Source organism: Flavobacterium sp. PLA-1-15, assembly GCF_049060005.1.
Taxonomy (GTDB): domain Bacteria; phylum Bacteroidota; class Bacteroidia; order Flavobacteriales; family Flavobacteriaceae; genus Flavobacterium.
Genome location: NZ_JBMGQS010000009.1, coordinates 20,535 through 37,869, shown reverse-complemented (window position 1 = coordinate 37,869; position 17,335 = coordinate 20,535). Strand labels below are relative to the sequence as shown.

Genomic DNA, 17,335 nt, shown 5'->3' with positions numbered 1-17,335 from the left:
CTAATTTTATTTATCTGCAAATTTATCTTCAGGGTCAATGTCTTCACTATTATTATCTGGATCTTCATTTTCAGGGCTATTACTTATACTTAAATCTTCTGCTCCAGAATTACTTGTACTTTCATCATTTACTATTTCGTTATCCATTGCTACATCATCTTCTCCTTCTAAATCATTTACACGAATTTTTAAATTTGTTATTTCAGTTTCTAAATCGGATATGGTTGATAGTAATGTCTTAATATCATCATAATTTTTAGTAACTGTATCAATTTTGGTTGTCCATTCCTGATGTTCAATTTTTATTGCATCTTTAGCCTCAGCCATAGCTATGCCTTTAGCTGTTAATTTTGCCTCGTCAGTAGCAAATTTAATTGAGCTTTCGCGTGTATCGTGAATTGATTTAAAACCGAAGAAACCCACAATAGCGATTATTGAACCTAAAACGGTTAAATAAAATTTCATATCATCTTTGTTAAGTTCTTCAATTGCAACAATCTCTTGTTTTATTTCTTCAAACTTTTTAATGTTTTTATTTATACTATCTGTGGTAACTTGCAATTCTTTAAATAAATTTTCAGAAACTAGAACAGATTTACCCGGTGCAAGTTTAGGGACAGCAACAAATTGTATTTTTTTAATATCTACTCCTGGATGCGATTCTTTCGGCGAAGAGCAGGACTTGCAACTTGCAATAATAATGAAACACAGTATTACTGTAAAGATTATTACAAACCCTGAATAGTTAAGGAGTCTTGAAAGAAAGTCTTGTGATAACCAAGTGTTTTTTTTTTCGTCGGCCATTGAATAAATAATTAATTTGTACTATAAAATATAATTAGATTATTCAGGTCTAAGTCCTGCGTCATATCCTAAATTATATGCAATTGTAGGATCTTTATGCCTTACTTCACCAGCTTGACTTTTATCTAGCACATCCAAGTCAATATTTCTAGGCATTTTACTTTTTGCATGATTGTAACCTTGTTCATAAGCGCATCCCGCACATTTATGACGTTCAGTCTTATCATAAAACTTTTGACTTTCAGGCAAGTTCTGAAAAATAGTATCATAACGATGAGAAAGTTTACAATTAGCCATAAAAGGAAATTTAAAGTTAAATTCAAATGTAATATATTTATAATTATGTAGTTAGATTTTGTTGAAAAATCGTTGATATAATTATACTATTCGCTTTAGGAAGCAAGAAGTAATACCTTATCTTGCACTACTAATTATATTGAAAATGCCTAAAAATAAGCTTGTATCGCCTGTGCTAAAATGGGTCGGTGGAAAAAGACAAATTCTACCGGATATTGTTGAGCTTCTGCCTCAGCAATTAAACAGGCAGACTTACTATGAGCCTTTTTTAGGTGGAGGAGCAGTCCTTTTTCATTTGCAACCTAGAAATGCTATAGTTAACGATTTTAATAGTGAATTAGTTAACTTATATATAGTAATCAGAGACCATCTTGAAGAATTATTAGAAAATTTGCGACTGCATATAAATGAACCTGAATATTTTTACCATTTAAGAGGCCTTGATCGAACTGCGGAATTTCAAAATATGAACTTAGTTCAGAAAGCATCACGTGTTGTATTTCTAAACAAAACATGCTTTAATGGCCTTTACCGAGTAAATAATTCCGGAGAATTCAATACCCCATTTGGCAGGTATAAAAATCCAAATATTGTAAATGAACCCACATTAAGAGCTGTTAGCAGATATTTAAACAACAATAATATACAATTGTTAAATGGAGACTATGCTGATGCTGTGGCAAATGCGGACCATAGATCTTTTGTTTATTTTGATCCTCCATATCATCCAGTTTCTGCCAGTTCAAATTTTACTGGATATATAGAAGGTGGATGGAATGAAGGCGAACAAATTCGCCTAAGAGAGTTATGTGATGAACTTACAGAAAGAAATGTAAAGTTTTTATTGTCTAACTCATCAACAGATTTTATTAGAAATCAATATGCCAATTACGATATAAAGACTGTTTTAGCTTCACGATCGATTAATTCTATTGGAGGCAAAAGAGGTGATGTTGAGGAAGTGTTAATTCGAAATTATGAGTAAAAATAATTTAGCTTGGAATGAAATTTTTGGCAGGTACGATATTCTTGCTAAAATATCGGATATTGGACATGCTTTAATTACATCTTCTCAAATAAACGAATTTAGGGAAGCTAGATTGATGACAAAATTTGATCACACATCACAACTTCCCGAAATTTTTACAGCTAATAACCTATCCATTCTTCCCACTTCTAGAGGAGAATATATTATCGGATCTTTTGATACTTTTCTTGATTTTGAGCATGATACTGTGGAAATTTCACATATTGAATTTCCCACTTATTTAGAAAGCCTGGATTATCAAAATATCAGCAGTGAAGCAACAGCTATAAATTGTGCTTTTGTTTCTAAAATTCTCCATGATTTTACGAACGAAGAAATTTTAACCCCTACTGTCAGTGGAAGAATGAGCTCTTCCATATTTAATTTCGACATAAATTCAGCAAAAGGAAATTTTCGTATAAACGTCAACAATTCCCAAGTGGAAATAGATGGAGGTTATGAAGGGGATAAATCTTTAAACTTAATTGAAGCGAAGAATTATATTTCTGAAGATTTCCTAGTGCGACAACTTTATTATCCTTACAGGCTGTGGACTGATAAAATTTATAAACCAGTTAGACCAATATTCCTAACATACACTAATGGAATTTTTCATTTACGAGAATATGCTTTTAGAGATATAAATCACTATAATTCGGCGGTACTAATCAATCAAAAAAAGTATGCTGTAATAGAAGGATCGTTTAACATTGAAGCATTACAAGAAATTTTAGACAAAACAAAAATTATTAAAGAGCCAGAAATACCTTTTCCGCAAGCAGATAATTTTGAAAGAATAATAAATTTATGCGAACTTCTTAATGTTAAAGATTTTTTAACTAAGGAGGAAATAACGCAAAACTATGATTTTGATGACCGTCAAACCGATTATTACTCAAATGCTGCAAGGTATTTGGGCCTTTTAGAAATAGGCAGAGATATTATAAGTGGACAAATAGGGTGCTATCTAACCAATAAGGGGAAAAAGATTTTTAATACAAACCTTATAGATCGTCAAAAAGAATTTGTGGAACTAATTGTTTCTCATGCTGTATTTAATCAAACCCTACTTTCATATCTTAAAAATGGTAGCTTACCAAACAAGGATGAAATTGTTGAAATTATGAAGCATTCCAAACTTCACAATATCAATTCCGCTTCAACATATCTTAGGAGAGCTTCCACGATTACAGGGTGGACTAATTGGATAATGAATCAGATTGAAGAATAAGCTTTAAAAATTTAATTATAAAATAACTACAATCACTTTATATTTTTAGGTATTAGCTTTAATTCTTCTTCGTTTTTACAAATTGCATTTTTAGTTACAGTAACGCCTTGCCTTATTTGTGCTGCTTTTAGAACTGGAATTTGCCGTCCTGATATATTTCTTGAATTTCCATTCTTATCTCCAGCTAATATATCCCACCAATTTCTTCTAGTTTGAACATTTCGGTTTTTCCAATCTAATAATATCTCATCAATTAATATAGCTATTTCTTCATAATCATTCTTTAGAAGCCAATCTCTTACGGTATTGTTTAATATTCTCATAATTATGGTTTAAACGTGATTATTTTTTGATACTCTTCTTCAATTGATAATTTTTCAACGAGAAAGTCAATCCATTTTTGTGTATAAACATAATCTCTATGTGGCTCATCATATTGACAAAATTCAACTTTACATTTATCTGGCTGAATTCTTACTTTGTAATATTTGTACGCCATCGTATGGTTATGCATTGAAAATGGCTTATTTATTTCAGCTTTTACTGCATTAACTATTGCCGATGGTTTAAATTTTCCCTGATTTGCAACTTGAACATTCTTTTCCTTTATAATGGTAATATGACGTTGCAGCGAATCCATGTCTTCTTTTTTGTTCACATCATAAGGTATGAATTCCATAGAAATATCTGATGTATTTTTGTGATTACCAGTCTTAGGCATTAAAAAAACTCTGAAGCTATATTGTGGATCATTATAAATATCATCACTTATGCCATTTCTGTACACGTCAATGTAATCCTTAACTGAATCATAGTGCTTTCCCTGAAACTTTTTAACAACTTCAGTGGTTGAATTGCTTCGCAGATTAGAAGTCTGTAACGGAAATACTAATAATTCCTTTAATGAATAATAATTAGTAAATTGATCCGTAAGCAATTCGTCAAAATTCAATAAAAGTGCTTGGCATTCACCACTTATATGATTATCAATTTTTGGAATAAAACGATGCTCAATTTTATTTCTTAGACCTATCATGAAGCCTATGTTGAGAGTTATCGGATTATTCTGTCCTTTATAAAATTCAGATATGCACTTATTCAACTCCCAACATTTGGGTTCATTATCAATTTGTTTATTTTCTCCATCTTTATCTTGGTAATAATAATTTATACCATCTCTTTCAAAAATAGCATGTAATAATGAGGTCCAAGCAATTACCATCATTACAATAAATCCTTCAGACTTAAAAGATGCCAATGGTCTGTTGTAAATATCTAATGCTAACAACGCACTTTCCCTCGATTTGATAACTAAGCCTTCAACATTCTCGTCTAATTGTGGCTTGTAAGGGTCTTGACTATTAGCATTCTTTTGAGACATCAATCTCAGATATTGTTCCTGTGTATATTTCGAGACACCTGAAACAAAATAATCATTATTTTTTTTGAATAAAATATTATCCCATTTTTTTGAAATGTAAGTCTTAACAGTTGAATTCGACCACCCTGTCGCCTGCTCAATTTCTTTTAATTCTACTTTTTTTTTTGATTTTTCCTTTTCAATAAAAAGGGTATATGATTTTACAAATTTTTCGGTTGACATGATTAAATAATAAATATTTTAACACAAATATAGAACATTTTATATTTTAAAGTTAGACAATTACATTTTAAACATAAAAATTATATTAATAGGTTCTTCAAAATAAACAGGATGATGGCTTTCAATAATCAATTTTCGAAAAAACTAACAGAAAAAATTGCAATCTTCCAATTGAAAGTTTTGGACAATTCCTATTCAGAAGCAGCGACATAAATAGCAACAACTTTTAAGTCTTTTAGTCATATCCTTTTGGCATCAGTGCGCCCTTAATGGTCAATCCAGTTCTCCTTCTCGATCGTGATACCCCCGCTACCGCGCGAATCCCTTCCCGTAGACAAGAAAATAATACTACTATTTAATAAAAAAATGAATTTAACACCAAAACACAGAACGGTGCAGTTTGTGTATTAGATTCACTACTGAAAAGCCTCACTCCTGTCTGATTTTTTTGCATGGATAAAAGTAATCTTGTTCCCAAACACAGCTGCTCACGGTTTATAAAAACTGTTGAAGTAGGAACTTTTAATTGACTTCAGTTTTTGCACGGGACTTGAGCTCCTCGATATAAAAGTGAAGCGGCAGGCCCGTCTTCTTTAGGAAGGCTTTAGAGAAATGCTTGGCCGTGAGGAAACCCGCCTCCTTGGCCAAAGCACTATAGGTATAATTACGGGAAAGAGGTTCGCGCTCAAGCAGCCCCGCTGCATAATCAATACGCAGGTCGGTGATATACTCCAGGTATTTCTTCGAGCGGTAATGGTAGAGGATCTTGGACACATAGTTCGGATTGGAATGCAAGAGTACCGACAGCCTCGCAAGCGTAAGGTCCTTGTCGAGGTACTTCCTGCCCTCCTCAAACTTATGGAGCCGTTTAAGTACACCCTCTACAAGGACGGAATTTATTCCGAGCTCCTGGCTGGTAGCTGTGGCCTTGCGCAACGGCGGCTGGTTCCGCTGCTCGATGAGCTGGTTGAAATTTTGCAGATACAACGCACGCGTCTTCCGGTACTTGTTCCAGAAATGCACAACCAGCATCAGGAAAACGGCCGACACCGTAACCAGCAAAATCACAAGCACATTACGGTCAAGCAAGGCTACCCGTGCCTGTGCATTGTCCTTGAGCAGCAGCCTGATATTATATTGGTTATAGATCTTGCCGGCCAGATACTTGTAGTTTTGGTAAAGCATCGCATCAACCCCATTTAGCTTTTCCATATAATGCGTCTTTCGGGCCACATCACCCTTTTGCCGAAAGTAGTCGATCAGTAAGGTATAAGCCTCACGCAGGTCCGGACGCAGATAACGGTGTTCATCATACACTTGGTCTACCTTGTAAAGGTAGGGCAATGCTTTCTCAATGCCATCCTGGGCCAGATGCGATTTGGCAATATAGAAATAGGCAACCGATTCATTCGCAAAGTCGTGCCGCCTGATCAGGTCGGGAAGCGCCTGCTGCAGTGAATGGATGGAGGTAGAATAAGCGCCGAGAAAATAATGGTTCACGCCCTGCGAATGCAGGAAGCAATAATGCAGTTCCATGTTCCGCAGGCGGAATTCTTCGTCCATGGCAAATTGGTTGGTCTTGACGCTCAAGTTGAAATCGCCCATGCCACTGTAACAGAGCCCGAGGAAGTGAAGCGATTGAAAATAGGCATGCTCGTCCTTGTCTTCAAAATAGGCGATACAGCGCTTGATCGAAACTGCCGCATCGCGATAGTCCCCCATATAGTAGCGCAACAGTGCGATATTGTACTGCACCTTGTGGATCAGGTAGGGATCACCGCTGTTCTCAATTTGGTGATTGGCCAGGAGATAGTAGTCAAGGGCTTGTACATACCGTTTCAGGCTGTACAGGACCATCCCTTTGGTAAGATAGGCGCCGCCAAGTAGCTTGGCATTGCCCGACTTTGAGGCAGAAAGGATCATGCTGTCGGCATAGGTCAATTGCAGTTTCTTTTCAGAAACATGGAGCCTGCTCTTATAGGCGTTGACCATCTCGCCATAATTCCTTTCTTCTTTGGCCTTGGCCAGGTGGGCAGTGGTATAGGTTTCCAGCAATGCCTTGTCTTCTATTTCAAGGCTATACTTGCTGTTGAAATAGCGGTAATCCTTATGGGACAGCGAATCCGCAGATTCCAAAGTGCCTTGACTCAAAGCGGTAAGATAGCTAAAGGTGATTAAAATAAGAAAGCAGCTCTTCATAACAGTTGAGGATGGTTTGGCGAAAATAAGTTAACAAAAAGGGTTGCTACAAGAATTTAAGAGAGGCAAACACAATGGTAATGTATTAAAAATAGAGGCATTGTGTATAGGCAAATAACCCTACACGGCAAAGCGCACTAGGCTACGCCCTTAAACGTTTGAACCGCAAACAAATAAACACTGAAAAAGGCACTGCCCATTCATTAATGGCACTTCTACGATTCGTGGACTGGCGCCTAAGATGGTTGTGGAACGGAAAGGGTCCGTGTAGATTTGTCCCGAATTCAAAGCCGTGATTGGCCCTTTGCCAATACACACTGTTCAGATCTCCCGGGTGAAATGAACTGACGAAAAAAAGTAATCAGTAACATTTTAAACAACGTAAAAACACCATGAATAAAATAATTTTATGGACCATCCTGCCGTTCCTCACGGCATGCTCAACCGATAGCTTCAAATCAGGACCGCTTGAAGATAATGTCAGAAACTATTCGAAGGCAGGAATTGTCCATCCTTACAATCCAGCCAATGGATGGGACCGGGCCGGACAATTGCACAACGAACTTTCAGAAAGTTACGTGCTGCAAGGATACACACCGCTTACGGTGCAGGGAACATTGGTCACTGTGGACAGTATTGCACAACACAACACCCTGTTTCAACAGCTAAAAGGCAACGGTTACATCATGCCAGCTTCTTCCCTTCTGGAGCAGATACTGTTGCAATCCAAATCAAATGGTACGGATGCCCTGTCCAATACCAGCCTTTCCAGCAGTGCCAAAGCAATATTGGCCGGATTTATAGACGAGGTGCGGAGTCTGGAAGCTTCAAAGGCGGAATATGCGGACACCTACAACTACATTGTAGCGGTAGAGGAAAGCATCCAGAAGAACGGGGCCTGCAACAAAAGGGACAGGGAACTGCTGCTCATTACAACAGCCATCACCAGGCACGCGGCCTATTTTGCAAGGAAGCAGAAAAAGAAGCCAAGGGACAAGGACTGGGATTTGGTCGTGGCCAACATCGTTGCGGCAACCGGAGGGGCGGAACAAAGTGCTGCAAGGGCGGCGATAATGGCGGCCACCGCAGGAATAGTGGCAAACTATTGATCGACGCGAACACACTGAATCAAGAACCTAAGCCGCCGCCCACAATTGCGGCGGCTTTTTAACCTACTAAACCCACCAAGAGTATGAAACCGTATTCACAGTCCCTGCTGATGGAGTTGGAACAGGAGCTGGAGCAGATCCATAGGGCACATATAGAGCCCATCAGCTATTCCGAAAAAGCCATAAAAATGCTGGAGGCAAAGATTGATAAGCTCAAGGCCTATCTTGCAGGCTATACTTTTACAACCAAGCAGGAGGAGATTGAGTTCTTCAAGACCATCAAACCCCAGTTCGCCAGCAGGCTCATCTACTACCACGAAATTTTCAATATCGAACACAACAGGCCTTGCGGCAGTGGGAAAATCATCAGGAAATACTACAGGGCAGAACTTGAAAAGTTGAAAACATTTTTCGACCAGAACCTCGAGTTCTACAAATATTACAGGATGGACAATAACTATCTGGACAATAGGTATTTCTTGAGGGGCGAACACGACATCAGGCTCACCCTGGACGTATTCTATTACCAGACAGACCAGCAGTTTTCAACCTCCCACGATTGCAAGGTGGCAAAGATTCTGGCCAACGATTTGATCAAGATATACCTCGAGTACGAACTGGCCAAGCTTGAGGGCGTGGCACCACCTGCACAGATTAATGCAAATACATCTAAAAAGCCCAAATGGACCGCACCAAAGGTTTCCCTGATCGAATTGATTTATGCCCTGCATACGGAAGGTGTATTCAACAACGGAACCAGTGAACTGAAAGAGATTGCGTCCTACATGGAAACGGTATTCGAGGTGCGGTTGGGAAACTACTACCGAACCTACATCGAGATTCGTGCCCGCAAAAGCGAAAGGACACGGTTTTTGGATGCATTACGCCAAGGACTCACCCAAAGGATGGACGATGCCGATTATGGACCGGCTAGAGGATAACGGTTCACTTCCCTCTCCTATTCATGGATACTTCATGGATGGTTCATGGATGGTTCATGAAATGTTTGATAAAACAACAAACAGCATCCTTTTTCAAAAAACACCTATAAAATGAATGCGTTGCATTCAGCTGTGCTGCATTTTTCAGTATTTTTACTAAAAATTTCAAAATGACAGCAGACATCCAAAACGGTTCCATCCATACCACCATCACTAATAAAATTGCAACGGTTGAGTTCAATCATCCGTCCGGAAACTCCTTTCCAAGCACATTATTGCAACACTTAACGGAAGAATTCAACAGCCTTGGCAGTAATCAAGAAATCGCCATCATTGTCCTCAAGAGCAAAGGCGAAAAGGTGTTTTGTGCAGGCGCTTCCTTTGATGAATTGTTGGCAGTTTCCAATCTGGAGCAAGGATCCTTATTTTTTTCAGGCTTTGCAAATGTCATCAATGCAATGAGAAAATGTCCCAAACTAATCGTGGGTCGCGTTCAAGGAAAGGCAGTTGGTGGAGGCGTTGGTTTGGCGGCTGCTTGCGATTATGTTTTGGCAACCGATAACAGCAGCATCAAATTATCCGAATTCACCATCGGCATAGGACCATTTGTTATTGCTCCGGCGGTCGAAAGAAAAGTAGGGACAAGTGGTTTGGCAGAATTGACTCTCGCTGGCGACGAATGGCAAACAGCCGATTGGGCCAAGCAAAAAGGACTCTATGCAAAAGTCTTCACCACGCTTGAAGAACTTGATAATCAACTCGATATATTTACCGAAAAACTTTCCAATTATAATCCAGAAGCTTTGTCAGAAATGAAAAAAGTACTTTGGGAAGGAACCGAAAACTGGGAAACGCTTTTATACGAAAGGGCCGCCATTTCAGGAAAACTTGTCCTTTCCGACTTTACAAAACAAGCCCTGCAACAATTTAAGAAGTAGTTTTTTCAGGAGCTGTTTCCCGCTGTCCGCTCTATCTTTTCCTTTTTAAAGAAAAAAGGAAAAGGATGCCGCTACCATCAGGGCTAGGGCATCCGTTTTCAAAATAACATTAGTAATAAAATTGTAAATTTGTCCCCAAACAAATCCCATCATGAGCAAGATCAGAATCACCAAGCAATTTACATTCGAAACAGGACACGCCCTTTATGGCTATGACGGAAAGTGCAAAAACGTGCACGGCCATAGCTATAAACTCTCCGTTACCGTTATCGGAACGCCAATTACAGACAGGGAAAATGTAAAATTCGGAATGGTGATTGATTTCTCTGATCTCAAGAAAATTGTAAAGGAAGAAATCGTAGACCAGTTTGACCATGCCACTGTATTCAACGAAACTACACCCCATGTTGAGCTGGCAAGCGAATTAAAAAACAGAGGACATCACGTGATCCTTGTCGACTATCAGCCAACGAGCGAGAACATGGTTATTGATTTTGCCAAAAGGATCAAAAATCGCTTACCGTCAAGCATCAGCCTTTTTTCCCTAAAACTTCAAGAAACAGAATCCTCTTTTGCAGAATGGTATGCAAGCGATAATGACTAAATAACCAAATTACTCATTCATCAAACTCGCCTTGAACATCTTCAGCTCGTCCCAAGAGAATTTATCGCCATATTTATCTTTTAAAGGAATCAGGGAAGCTTCGGTATAGCCTGCAAATGCTTCTGATAGTTCTTGTATTTTATCATCCGGCAAAACCTCTGTAAGTTGCACTTTTCCCGCTTCTATAAGTTTAGCGATATGTCCTGCAATGGTTTGTGATGTAAGCTTTCGGAGTTCGGCAATTTCTTGGATGGAATGTTTTTGGAGCCAAAGTTCATAGGTTTCTTCTGTTGTGGATTTCTTAGGCTCTTTTGATTTTTCTTTCTTTTTAGAAGTATATCTTCGCGCATCGGCATCGTCTTCAATCAGCGTGATATTGGCTTTTTTGAAGTCTTCGCGAAGGCGTTCCATCTTATTTATTTTATAATTCTTGATTTCTGAAGAAATCAGATTTTCTTTAGAAATAGATTCGCCAGAGACCACTGTTTCTATTAGTTTTTTAGCTTTCAATAATCGCAAAACCGACTTGATTTGCATTTCTTCCAAAACCAACAATTCTTCATAGAAACCTTTTACTTTCTTGGTGCGTTTTACTTCTTCGAGCTTCCACAGAATTTCATAAACCAGCTCGTCCATTGGCTTCAGGAAATAATTGAACGCAGCGTTTACTCTTTCGGAAATAAAATTGAAATTCAGATTTTTATCTGAAAAAAGCTTGTTCAGCTGGCTGATGAACTTTCTCGAAGGATCTTCCAAATCATACATTACCGAAGCCTGCTTTTTTGCCCAGATCGTATGTTTTGATTTCTCTGACTTCTCCGCATCTTCGTTATAGCTGTATTGATGATTACGCCATTCTTGGATTAAATCGCTCCATTCAAAGGTATTAACGAGATAGTTGTGGATGAATTTCTTGGTTTCGAGTTGCAAGGATTTTGCAAGCAATTCTTCATCAGCTTTGTGTTGGGCATAATTCATAACATCTCTGTCGCTCGAAATGCCGTTCATTTGCAACGGAGAAAGCAAAATAAGCCCGTTTAACGAACGCAAACGCGATAATGCCACGTATGCTTGTCCGGGCATGAAAACTTGCGAAACATCCAAAGCAGCTTTGTCAAACGTCAATCCTTGGCTTTTATGAACAGTAATAGCCCAAGCTAGTTTTATGGGATAATGCACAAATGTTCCCAACAGCTCCTCCTCTATCTCCTTGGTCATTGGATTTACGGTGTAGCGGATGTTTTTCCATTCGTATTTTTCTACGTCGATGGTTTTATTTTCTTCAGGAAAATGAACACGGACTTCATTGCTCGAAACTGATTTTATAAAGCCCATTTTTCCATTGAAATAGTTCTTTTCAAACGAAGCGTCGTTCTTGACAAACATCACTTGTGCACCAACTTTTAGATGCAAATATTCGTCAATCGGAAAAATCTTATCGGGAAAATCATCAACGATTTCTGCCTTTAGCGAAACAAGTTTTCCTTCTAATTCATCCAAAGAATTTGCATTTATGCTGTCTGCTTTTGCGTTGTGGGTTGTTAGGGTAATGTATCCTTTATTGGATTTCAAATCAAAATCCGGCTTTACATATTGGTTTAAAACTCCAATATCTTCCTGAGAGATTTCGTTGTTTCGGAGATTATTTAAAACCGCAATAAATTGATCATCCGTCTGACGGAAAATCTTCGAAAGCTCAATATACAAAGGTGGATTTTGCTGGACTACATGTGAATGGAAAAAGAATTTACCAGTATAGTAATTGCGTAACGTCTGCCATTCTTCTTCGCGGACTACCGGTGGCAATTGCAATAAATCGCCAATAAAAAGGACTTGAACTCCTCCGAATGGAACACGCTTTTTTCGGACGCTTTGCATCATAAAATCAATGGCGTCGAGCAAATCGGCACGAAGCATACTGACTTCATCGATGACCAACAATTCCATATTTTGGATGACCGCTTTTTTTTGACCACTCATCCTGAAATGCCTTCGGAGCGTATCTCTGGTTTCAAATTTTACACGGTCGGTAATATGGGCATCAACGTTATTAGCCGGAATAAATCCGCCGAAAGGCAACTGAAACATTGAGTGAATCGTTACGCCGCCAGCATTTAGTGCCGCAATTCCGGTTGGTGCCACCACTACCACATTCTTGTGTGTCGATTGAATGATTTCCTTTAAAAGCGTAGTTTTTCCGGTTCCTGCTTTTCCTGTGAGGAAAATAGAACGTTGCGTTTGATTGATAAATTTTAGGGTGTAAGCTGCTGCTTGTGAAATGGTTTCCATTTGGCGCATATTTTATTGGGATAAAAATATAGCTTTTTGTTTTAACGCAAAATTATTTGCATCAATATTTGAAATTCAGCCAATAAAAAATGCCTCCCGAAAACGAAAGGCATTTTTTTATTTTGAGATCTATTATTTTTTCTCTTCTTTCTTTGCTTCTGTAGCTTCTTCTTTCTTTGCTGAAGAAGCATATTTTTCATTTAGCAACTTAATAACCTCATTTGTAATATCATAGTTGTCTTTTGCGTACAAAACACTTGCAGTTTCACCAGTTCCATAAAGATAATCATACCCCTTTTCTTTACCGTAATCTTTAATGAATTTCTTTACGTTTTTTACAAGTGTATCCATTTCTGTTGCATGGCTTCCTTGTAATTGTTGCGCCATAGTTTGAGCAGCATATTGCAATTGTTGCTGTCTTTGTTGCAATTCTGCTCCTTTTTGTTGAGCCCAAGCCTGACCGTTTGCTTGTGCGTTTTTTTCAAAATAAGCAGCATCAGCTTTAAAATTTGCTTCCTGTACTTCTAATTTTTTTGCAGCTTCATCTGACTTTGCTTTATATTTTTCTGTTACATCTTTTGCTTCGGTATATTCTTCCATAAGCTTAGCAGTGTCGATATAGGCTGTCTTGAATGCCGCAGCTTCTTTAGTTTGTGTTTCTTTATTACAAGAGATGATTGAAATTGCTAATGCGATAATTAATAATGATTTTTTCATTCTAAAGTTATATGTTAATTTTTTATTGGTTCAAAAATAGTGAAAATTTATTGATGTGCCATTATGCCAAATATCGAAGATTTAAATCCAAATTTAGAGCTATAAGTATTTACTATTGTTTTGTGAATACAAATAATTAAAAGTGATAAAAAACGAATTCAAATAAAGCGTTTTAAGCAATGTTTTGATTTTTGACAACAATTTCTTCCGCCTGCGACTCAATCGTTGAAACAGTGCCTTTATTTGCGTTTTTATTGTTTTTTATGATGTAAATCAACGATGAATATTGAAATCTCTTCTTGGCTTTGTAGTTTGACTTTAGTCCGATGTAAAACGCCTTGAAAAAATTCATATAGCCTGTTTTATATTTTTCTGAAAGCAAGCTCACATAAAATGCATCGAATTTCATCGGAAGTATTTTTTCAACTTTCATTTTTTCTTTTAAGAAAAGTTGCTTGATTGCTTTTTTGGAGAAATGCCAAAGATGTCTTGGAACATCGAATCCGGCCCAAAATCTTCTGTAATATTTTGCATCAAACGATCTGAAGTTTGGAACAGCTATGATGATTGTTCCATCAGGTTTTAGCAATCGCTTCAATTCCTTTATTTGTTTTTCAACATTTGGAACATGTTCTAACACGTGCCACATTGTGATAACATCGAATGATTCTGCTTGTAAAGAATCTGTTGATTGTGCAAATTCAACACCTTTTTTTACAGCAATCGTTTTTGCTCTGTCACTTGGTTCAATACCTGTAATCTGCCATCCATTGTTTTTAGCCATAGCAAGAAAATCACCGGTACCAGCACCAATGTCCAACAGTTTTCCCTTATTTGGGTGTAATTCATTAAGCAAATTCAATTTTCTTTTTAAAGAAAATCTTTTTACAAACTGATATAAAATTTCTACAAGCGATCCTTTTCCATCCGTGTGAGAAATATAAGCATCACTTTCATAATATTTATGCAGATCCTTTTCGTTTGGTTTTGGAAAAGTAATGAGCATATCCATCTTTTCATCACGGTAAAGACCAAACGTTTCGCCTGAAACAGTATAGTCTTTTACGGTAAGGTATATCTTCTTGGTATTATCTATCATTGCTTAAAAATTCGTCTTTTAATTGTTTTAAATATTTTACAGCTATATTTTCATAAAGTGATCCTTCTGCCAAACAATCTTCATTTCTTGAGCTTATCATTGAAAGCGCAATAAAATCTGCAGTGCTTCCAACATTTACTACATCTGGATTTTGATTGGATAATGCAAAATCATACGTATTGATGTATTTCTCTAATTCATCATTATCATATAAGATGATTTTATACTTATCTCCTTCGATGGTAACCCAGAATTCTTTTTGCTGATAGCTCTCTAACTTGAACTTATCGGTTACAAAGTGCTGAAAAGGCATTATCTTTTTATTGTTCTCAAATACAAATGCGTTCAGACCTTTATTTCCCAATATTTCTTTTGCATTCGGAACTATTGTATAATCTTCAATTACATACTGCTTATTAATCCCGCAGCTTAAAATTATAAAAAATAGTACAAACAAAGGAATCTTTCCTTTATTCATAAGCGCTAGTAAAGTTCGTTCCACGTGAAACATTTTTGAAAATTATTTATCTCCCCATATAAATTAACAAAACAGAGATGTCGCTTGGCGACACTCCGCTTATTCTGGATGCTTGAGAAATAGTTATAGGCCGGATCATGCTTAGCTTTTGTTTTGCTTCAATTGACATCGATTTTATCTTATTGTAATCAAAATTCTCAGGAATCTTTACATCTTCCAATCTTGTCAATTTATCCGCGTTATTTCGCTCCTTTTCAATGTAACCTGAATATTTCACTTGAATCTCTGCTTGTTCAAGAATTTCTTGATCTAAGTTATTCTGTTCAGCATATTCTTTTACTTTTTCCAATTGCATCATATCCTCCAAATCAATTTGAGGACGTGAGAAGACTTTAAACATTTTATCAGACTGTGTGACTAATGCGGATTCTTTTGTTTCAAGAATTGGGTTAATTTCTACCATTGAAACGCTCGTTTCTTTGAAGAAATTAACCATCTTTTCCGATTCATTGAATTTATGCTCCATTCTCCTCAAACGCTTTTCAGAAGCTAAACCAATTTCATAGGACATTGGCGTTAATCTGAAATCGGCATTATCCTGACGCAATAGTGTTCTGTACTCAGCACGGGAAGTAAACATTCTATACGGCTCTTCTGTGCCTTTTGTAATCAAATCATCGATTAAAACGCCTATATAAGCCTCATCTCTTTTCAAAATCAAAGGCGCTTTTTCGTGTGCCTTTAAATGGGCATTAATCCCAGCCATTAATCCTTGAGAAGCCGCTTCTTCATATCCAGTTGTTCCGTTTATTTGTCCTGCGAAATACAAACCTTCAACCAATTTAGTTTCTAATGTATGTTTTAATTGTGTCGGTGGGAAATAATCGTATTCAATTGCATAACCTGGACGAAAGAATTTTACCTTTTCAAAACCTGCAACCGAACGTAATGCTTTAAACTGAATATCCTCAGGAAGCGATGTCGAGAATCCATTTACATATACTTCAACCGTATCCCATCCTTCAGGCTCAACAAACAATTGATGTCTTTCTTTATCTGCAAAACGGTTGATCTTATCTTCGATCGAAGGACAATATCGTGGGCCAAGGCTTTTAATTCTTCCATTGAACATAGGCGAACGATCAAAGCCTTCACGAAGAATATCGTGCACATCCAAAGAAGTATAGGTCATGTAACATGATCTCTGGAATTCCAAAGGTTTAGTTTCATCAGAATAAGAGAATTTATCAGGCTTGGCATCTCCTTTTTCTTCGTTCATTTTAGAATAATCCAAAGAACGTCCGTCAACTCGTGGCGGTGTTCCTGTTTTCATTCTTCCTGATTCAAACCCTGCATTTACCAAATCTTCCGTTATTCCGTATGCGGCACTTTCTCCAGCTCTACCTCCACCGAATTGCTTTTCACCAATATGGATCAATCCGTTTAAGAAAGTTCCGTTGGTTAAGACAACCGCTTTAGAACGAATTTCGACTCCCAAAGAAGTCTTGATTCCTTTTATCTTTCCGTTCTCAATGATTAAACCCTTTACCATTTCCTGATAGAAATCAAGATTTGGTGTACGCTCCAGCATTAAACGCCATTCTTCTGCAAAACGCATTCTGTCGCTTTGTACTCTTGGCGACCACATAGCAGGCCCTTTAGACTTGTTAAGCATCTTGAATTGTATGGCTGTCTTATCTGAAATAATTCCGGAATATCCTCCAAGCGCATCAATCTCACGAACAATTTGCCCTTTTGCGATTCCTCCCATTGCTGGATTGCAGGACATCTGTGCAATGTTCTGCAAGCTCATTGTAACCAATAAAGTCTTTGAACCCATATTTGCCGCCGAAGCTGCCGCTTCTGAACCTGCGTGACCCGCACCTACTACAATTACATCGTATTCTTCTTGAAACATTTTAATTTTTTCTTTTAGATTCTTCGAGCGAGAATCTATTGTGTTCCACGTGGAACAGTTTATGATTTACTCTTTAGCCCT

General features: G+C 37.5%; 16 protein-coding genes. 6 read left to right on the top strand and 10 right to left on the bottom strand.

The annotated features are described in order from the left end of the window. Nucleotides 1-6 precede the first annotated feature (6 nt). Together ACI6PS_RS07800 and ACI6PS_RS07795 are read right to left on the bottom strand one after the other, a co-directional pair. Nucleotides 7-804: a hypothetical protein gene (locus tag ACI6PS_RS07800; protein ID WP_421011993.1), complete on the bottom strand. Its 798-nt coding sequence runs from the start codon at nucleotides 802-804 to the stop codon at nucleotides 7-9. 39 nt (nucleotides 805-843) lie between these two features. After that, nucleotides 844-1,101: a hypothetical protein gene (locus ACI6PS_RS07795; RefSeq protein ID WP_421011992.1), complete on the bottom strand. Its 258-nt coding sequence runs from the start codon at nucleotides 1,099-1,101 to the stop codon at nucleotides 844-846. A 145-nt stretch (nucleotides 1,102-1,246) separates the two neighbouring features. Here ACI6PS_RS07795 and ACI6PS_RS07790 point away from each other — a divergent pair, with 145 nt between their 5' ends. Continuing rightward, on the top strand, nucleotides 1,247-2,086 hold the full coding sequence (locus tag ACI6PS_RS07790) for a DNA adenine methylase (RefSeq protein WP_421011991.1): 840 nt from the start codon (nucleotides 1,247-1,249) through the stop codon (nucleotides 2,084-2,086). Next, nucleotides 2,079-3,359, top strand: a complete 1,281-nt coding sequence (locus ACI6PS_RS07785; RefSeq protein ID WP_421011990.1) for a type II restriction enzyme — start codon at nucleotides 2,079-2,081, stop codon at nucleotides 3,357-3,359. Before ACI6PS_RS07790 ends, ACI6PS_RS07785 begins: the two co-directional genes overlap by 8 nt. A 32-nt stretch (nucleotides 3,360-3,391) precedes the next feature. Here the strand turns inward: ACI6PS_RS07785 and ACI6PS_RS07780 are convergent, their stop codons facing one another. The 3 genes from ACI6PS_RS07780 to ACI6PS_RS07770 all read right to left on the bottom strand — a co-directional run bounded on the left by ACI6PS_RS07780 (nucleotide 3,392) and on the right by ACI6PS_RS07770 (nucleotide 7,161). Next, nucleotides 3,392-3,682 carry a hypothetical protein gene (locus ACI6PS_RS07780; protein ID WP_421011989.1) on the bottom strand — a complete coding sequence of 97 codons (291 nt, stop codon included), beginning with the start codon at nucleotides 3,680-3,682 and terminating at the stop codon, nucleotides 3,392-3,394. Between the two features lie 2 nt (nucleotides 3,683-3,684). Beyond that, nucleotides 3,685-4,962, bottom strand: coding sequence for a DUF3644 domain-containing protein (locus tag ACI6PS_RS07775; protein ID WP_421011988.1), 1,278 nt, complete (start codon nucleotides 4,960-4,962; stop codon nucleotides 3,685-3,687). A 522-nt stretch (nucleotides 4,963-5,484) separates the two neighbouring features. Beyond that, on the bottom strand, nucleotides 5,485-7,161 hold the full coding sequence (locus ACI6PS_RS07770) for a hypothetical protein (protein ID WP_421011987.1): 1,677 nt from the start codon (nucleotides 7,159-7,161) through the stop codon (nucleotides 5,485-5,487). A gap of 392 nt (nucleotides 7,162-7,553) precedes the next feature. Between ACI6PS_RS07770 and ACI6PS_RS07765 the strand changes: the two genes are divergently transcribed. The 4 genes from ACI6PS_RS07765 to ACI6PS_RS07750 all read left to right on the top strand — a co-directional run bounded on the left by ACI6PS_RS07765 (nucleotide 7,554) and on the right by ACI6PS_RS07750 (nucleotide 10,753). Continuing rightward, complete coding sequence (locus ACI6PS_RS07765; RefSeq protein ID WP_421011986.1) at nucleotides 7,554-8,270, top strand: hypothetical protein; 717 nt, start codon at nucleotides 7,554-7,556, stop codon at nucleotides 8,268-8,270. 83 nt (nucleotides 8,271-8,353) lie between these two features. Then, entirely contained in the window at nucleotides 8,354-9,211 is an 858-nt protein-coding gene (locus ACI6PS_RS07760; protein ID WP_421011985.1) for an RteC domain-containing protein, read from the top strand. 170 nt (nucleotides 9,212-9,381) lie between these two features. Then, nucleotides 9,382-10,149, top strand: a complete 768-nt coding sequence (locus tag ACI6PS_RS07755; RefSeq protein ID WP_421011984.1) for an enoyl-CoA hydratase/isomerase family protein — start codon at nucleotides 9,382-9,384, stop codon at nucleotides 10,147-10,149. Nucleotides 10,150-10,300: 151 nt separating this feature from the next. Further along, the gene (locus ACI6PS_RS07750; protein ID WP_421011983.1) at nucleotides 10,301-10,753 is read left to right on the top strand and encodes a 6-pyruvoyl trahydropterin synthase family protein; all 453 of its coding nucleotides are present in this window, start codon (nucleotides 10,301-10,303) and stop codon (nucleotides 10,751-10,753) included. A 9-nt stretch (nucleotides 10,754-10,762) separates the two neighbouring features. On the opposite strand, the gene ACI6PS_RS07745 is transcribed toward ACI6PS_RS07750, so the two are convergent. The 5 genes from ACI6PS_RS07745 to mnmG form a co-directional block, all read right to left on the bottom strand. Then, a complete protein-coding gene (locus tag ACI6PS_RS07745) occupies nucleotides 10,763-13,042 on the bottom strand; it encodes a helix-turn-helix domain-containing protein (protein ID WP_421011982.1) in 2,280 nt (759 codons plus the stop codon). A 132-nt stretch (nucleotides 13,043-13,174) separates the two neighbouring features. Continuing rightward, complete coding sequence (locus tag ACI6PS_RS07740; RefSeq protein WP_421011981.1) at nucleotides 13,175-13,759, bottom strand: OmpH family outer membrane protein; 585 nt, start codon at nucleotides 13,757-13,759, stop codon at nucleotides 13,175-13,177. A gap of 172 nt (nucleotides 13,760-13,931) precedes the next feature. Further along, nucleotides 13,932-14,858, bottom strand: a complete 927-nt coding sequence (locus tag ACI6PS_RS07735; RefSeq protein ID WP_421011980.1) for a class I SAM-dependent methyltransferase — start codon at nucleotides 14,856-14,858, stop codon at nucleotides 13,932-13,934. Then, complete coding sequence (locus ACI6PS_RS07730; protein ID WP_421011979.1) at nucleotides 14,848-15,360, bottom strand: hypothetical protein; 513 nt, start codon at nucleotides 15,358-15,360, stop codon at nucleotides 14,848-14,850. Before ACI6PS_RS07730 ends, ACI6PS_RS07735 begins: the two co-directional genes overlap by 11 nt. A gap of 22 nt (nucleotides 15,361-15,382) precedes the next feature. Beyond that, on the bottom strand, nucleotides 15,383-17,254 hold the full coding sequence (mnmG, locus tag ACI6PS_RS07725) for a tRNA uridine-5-carboxymethylaminomethyl(34) synthesis enzyme MnmG (protein ID WP_421011978.1): 1,872 nt from the start codon (nucleotides 17,252-17,254) through the stop codon (nucleotides 15,383-15,385). Nucleotides 17,255-17,335 lie beyond the last annotated feature (81 nt).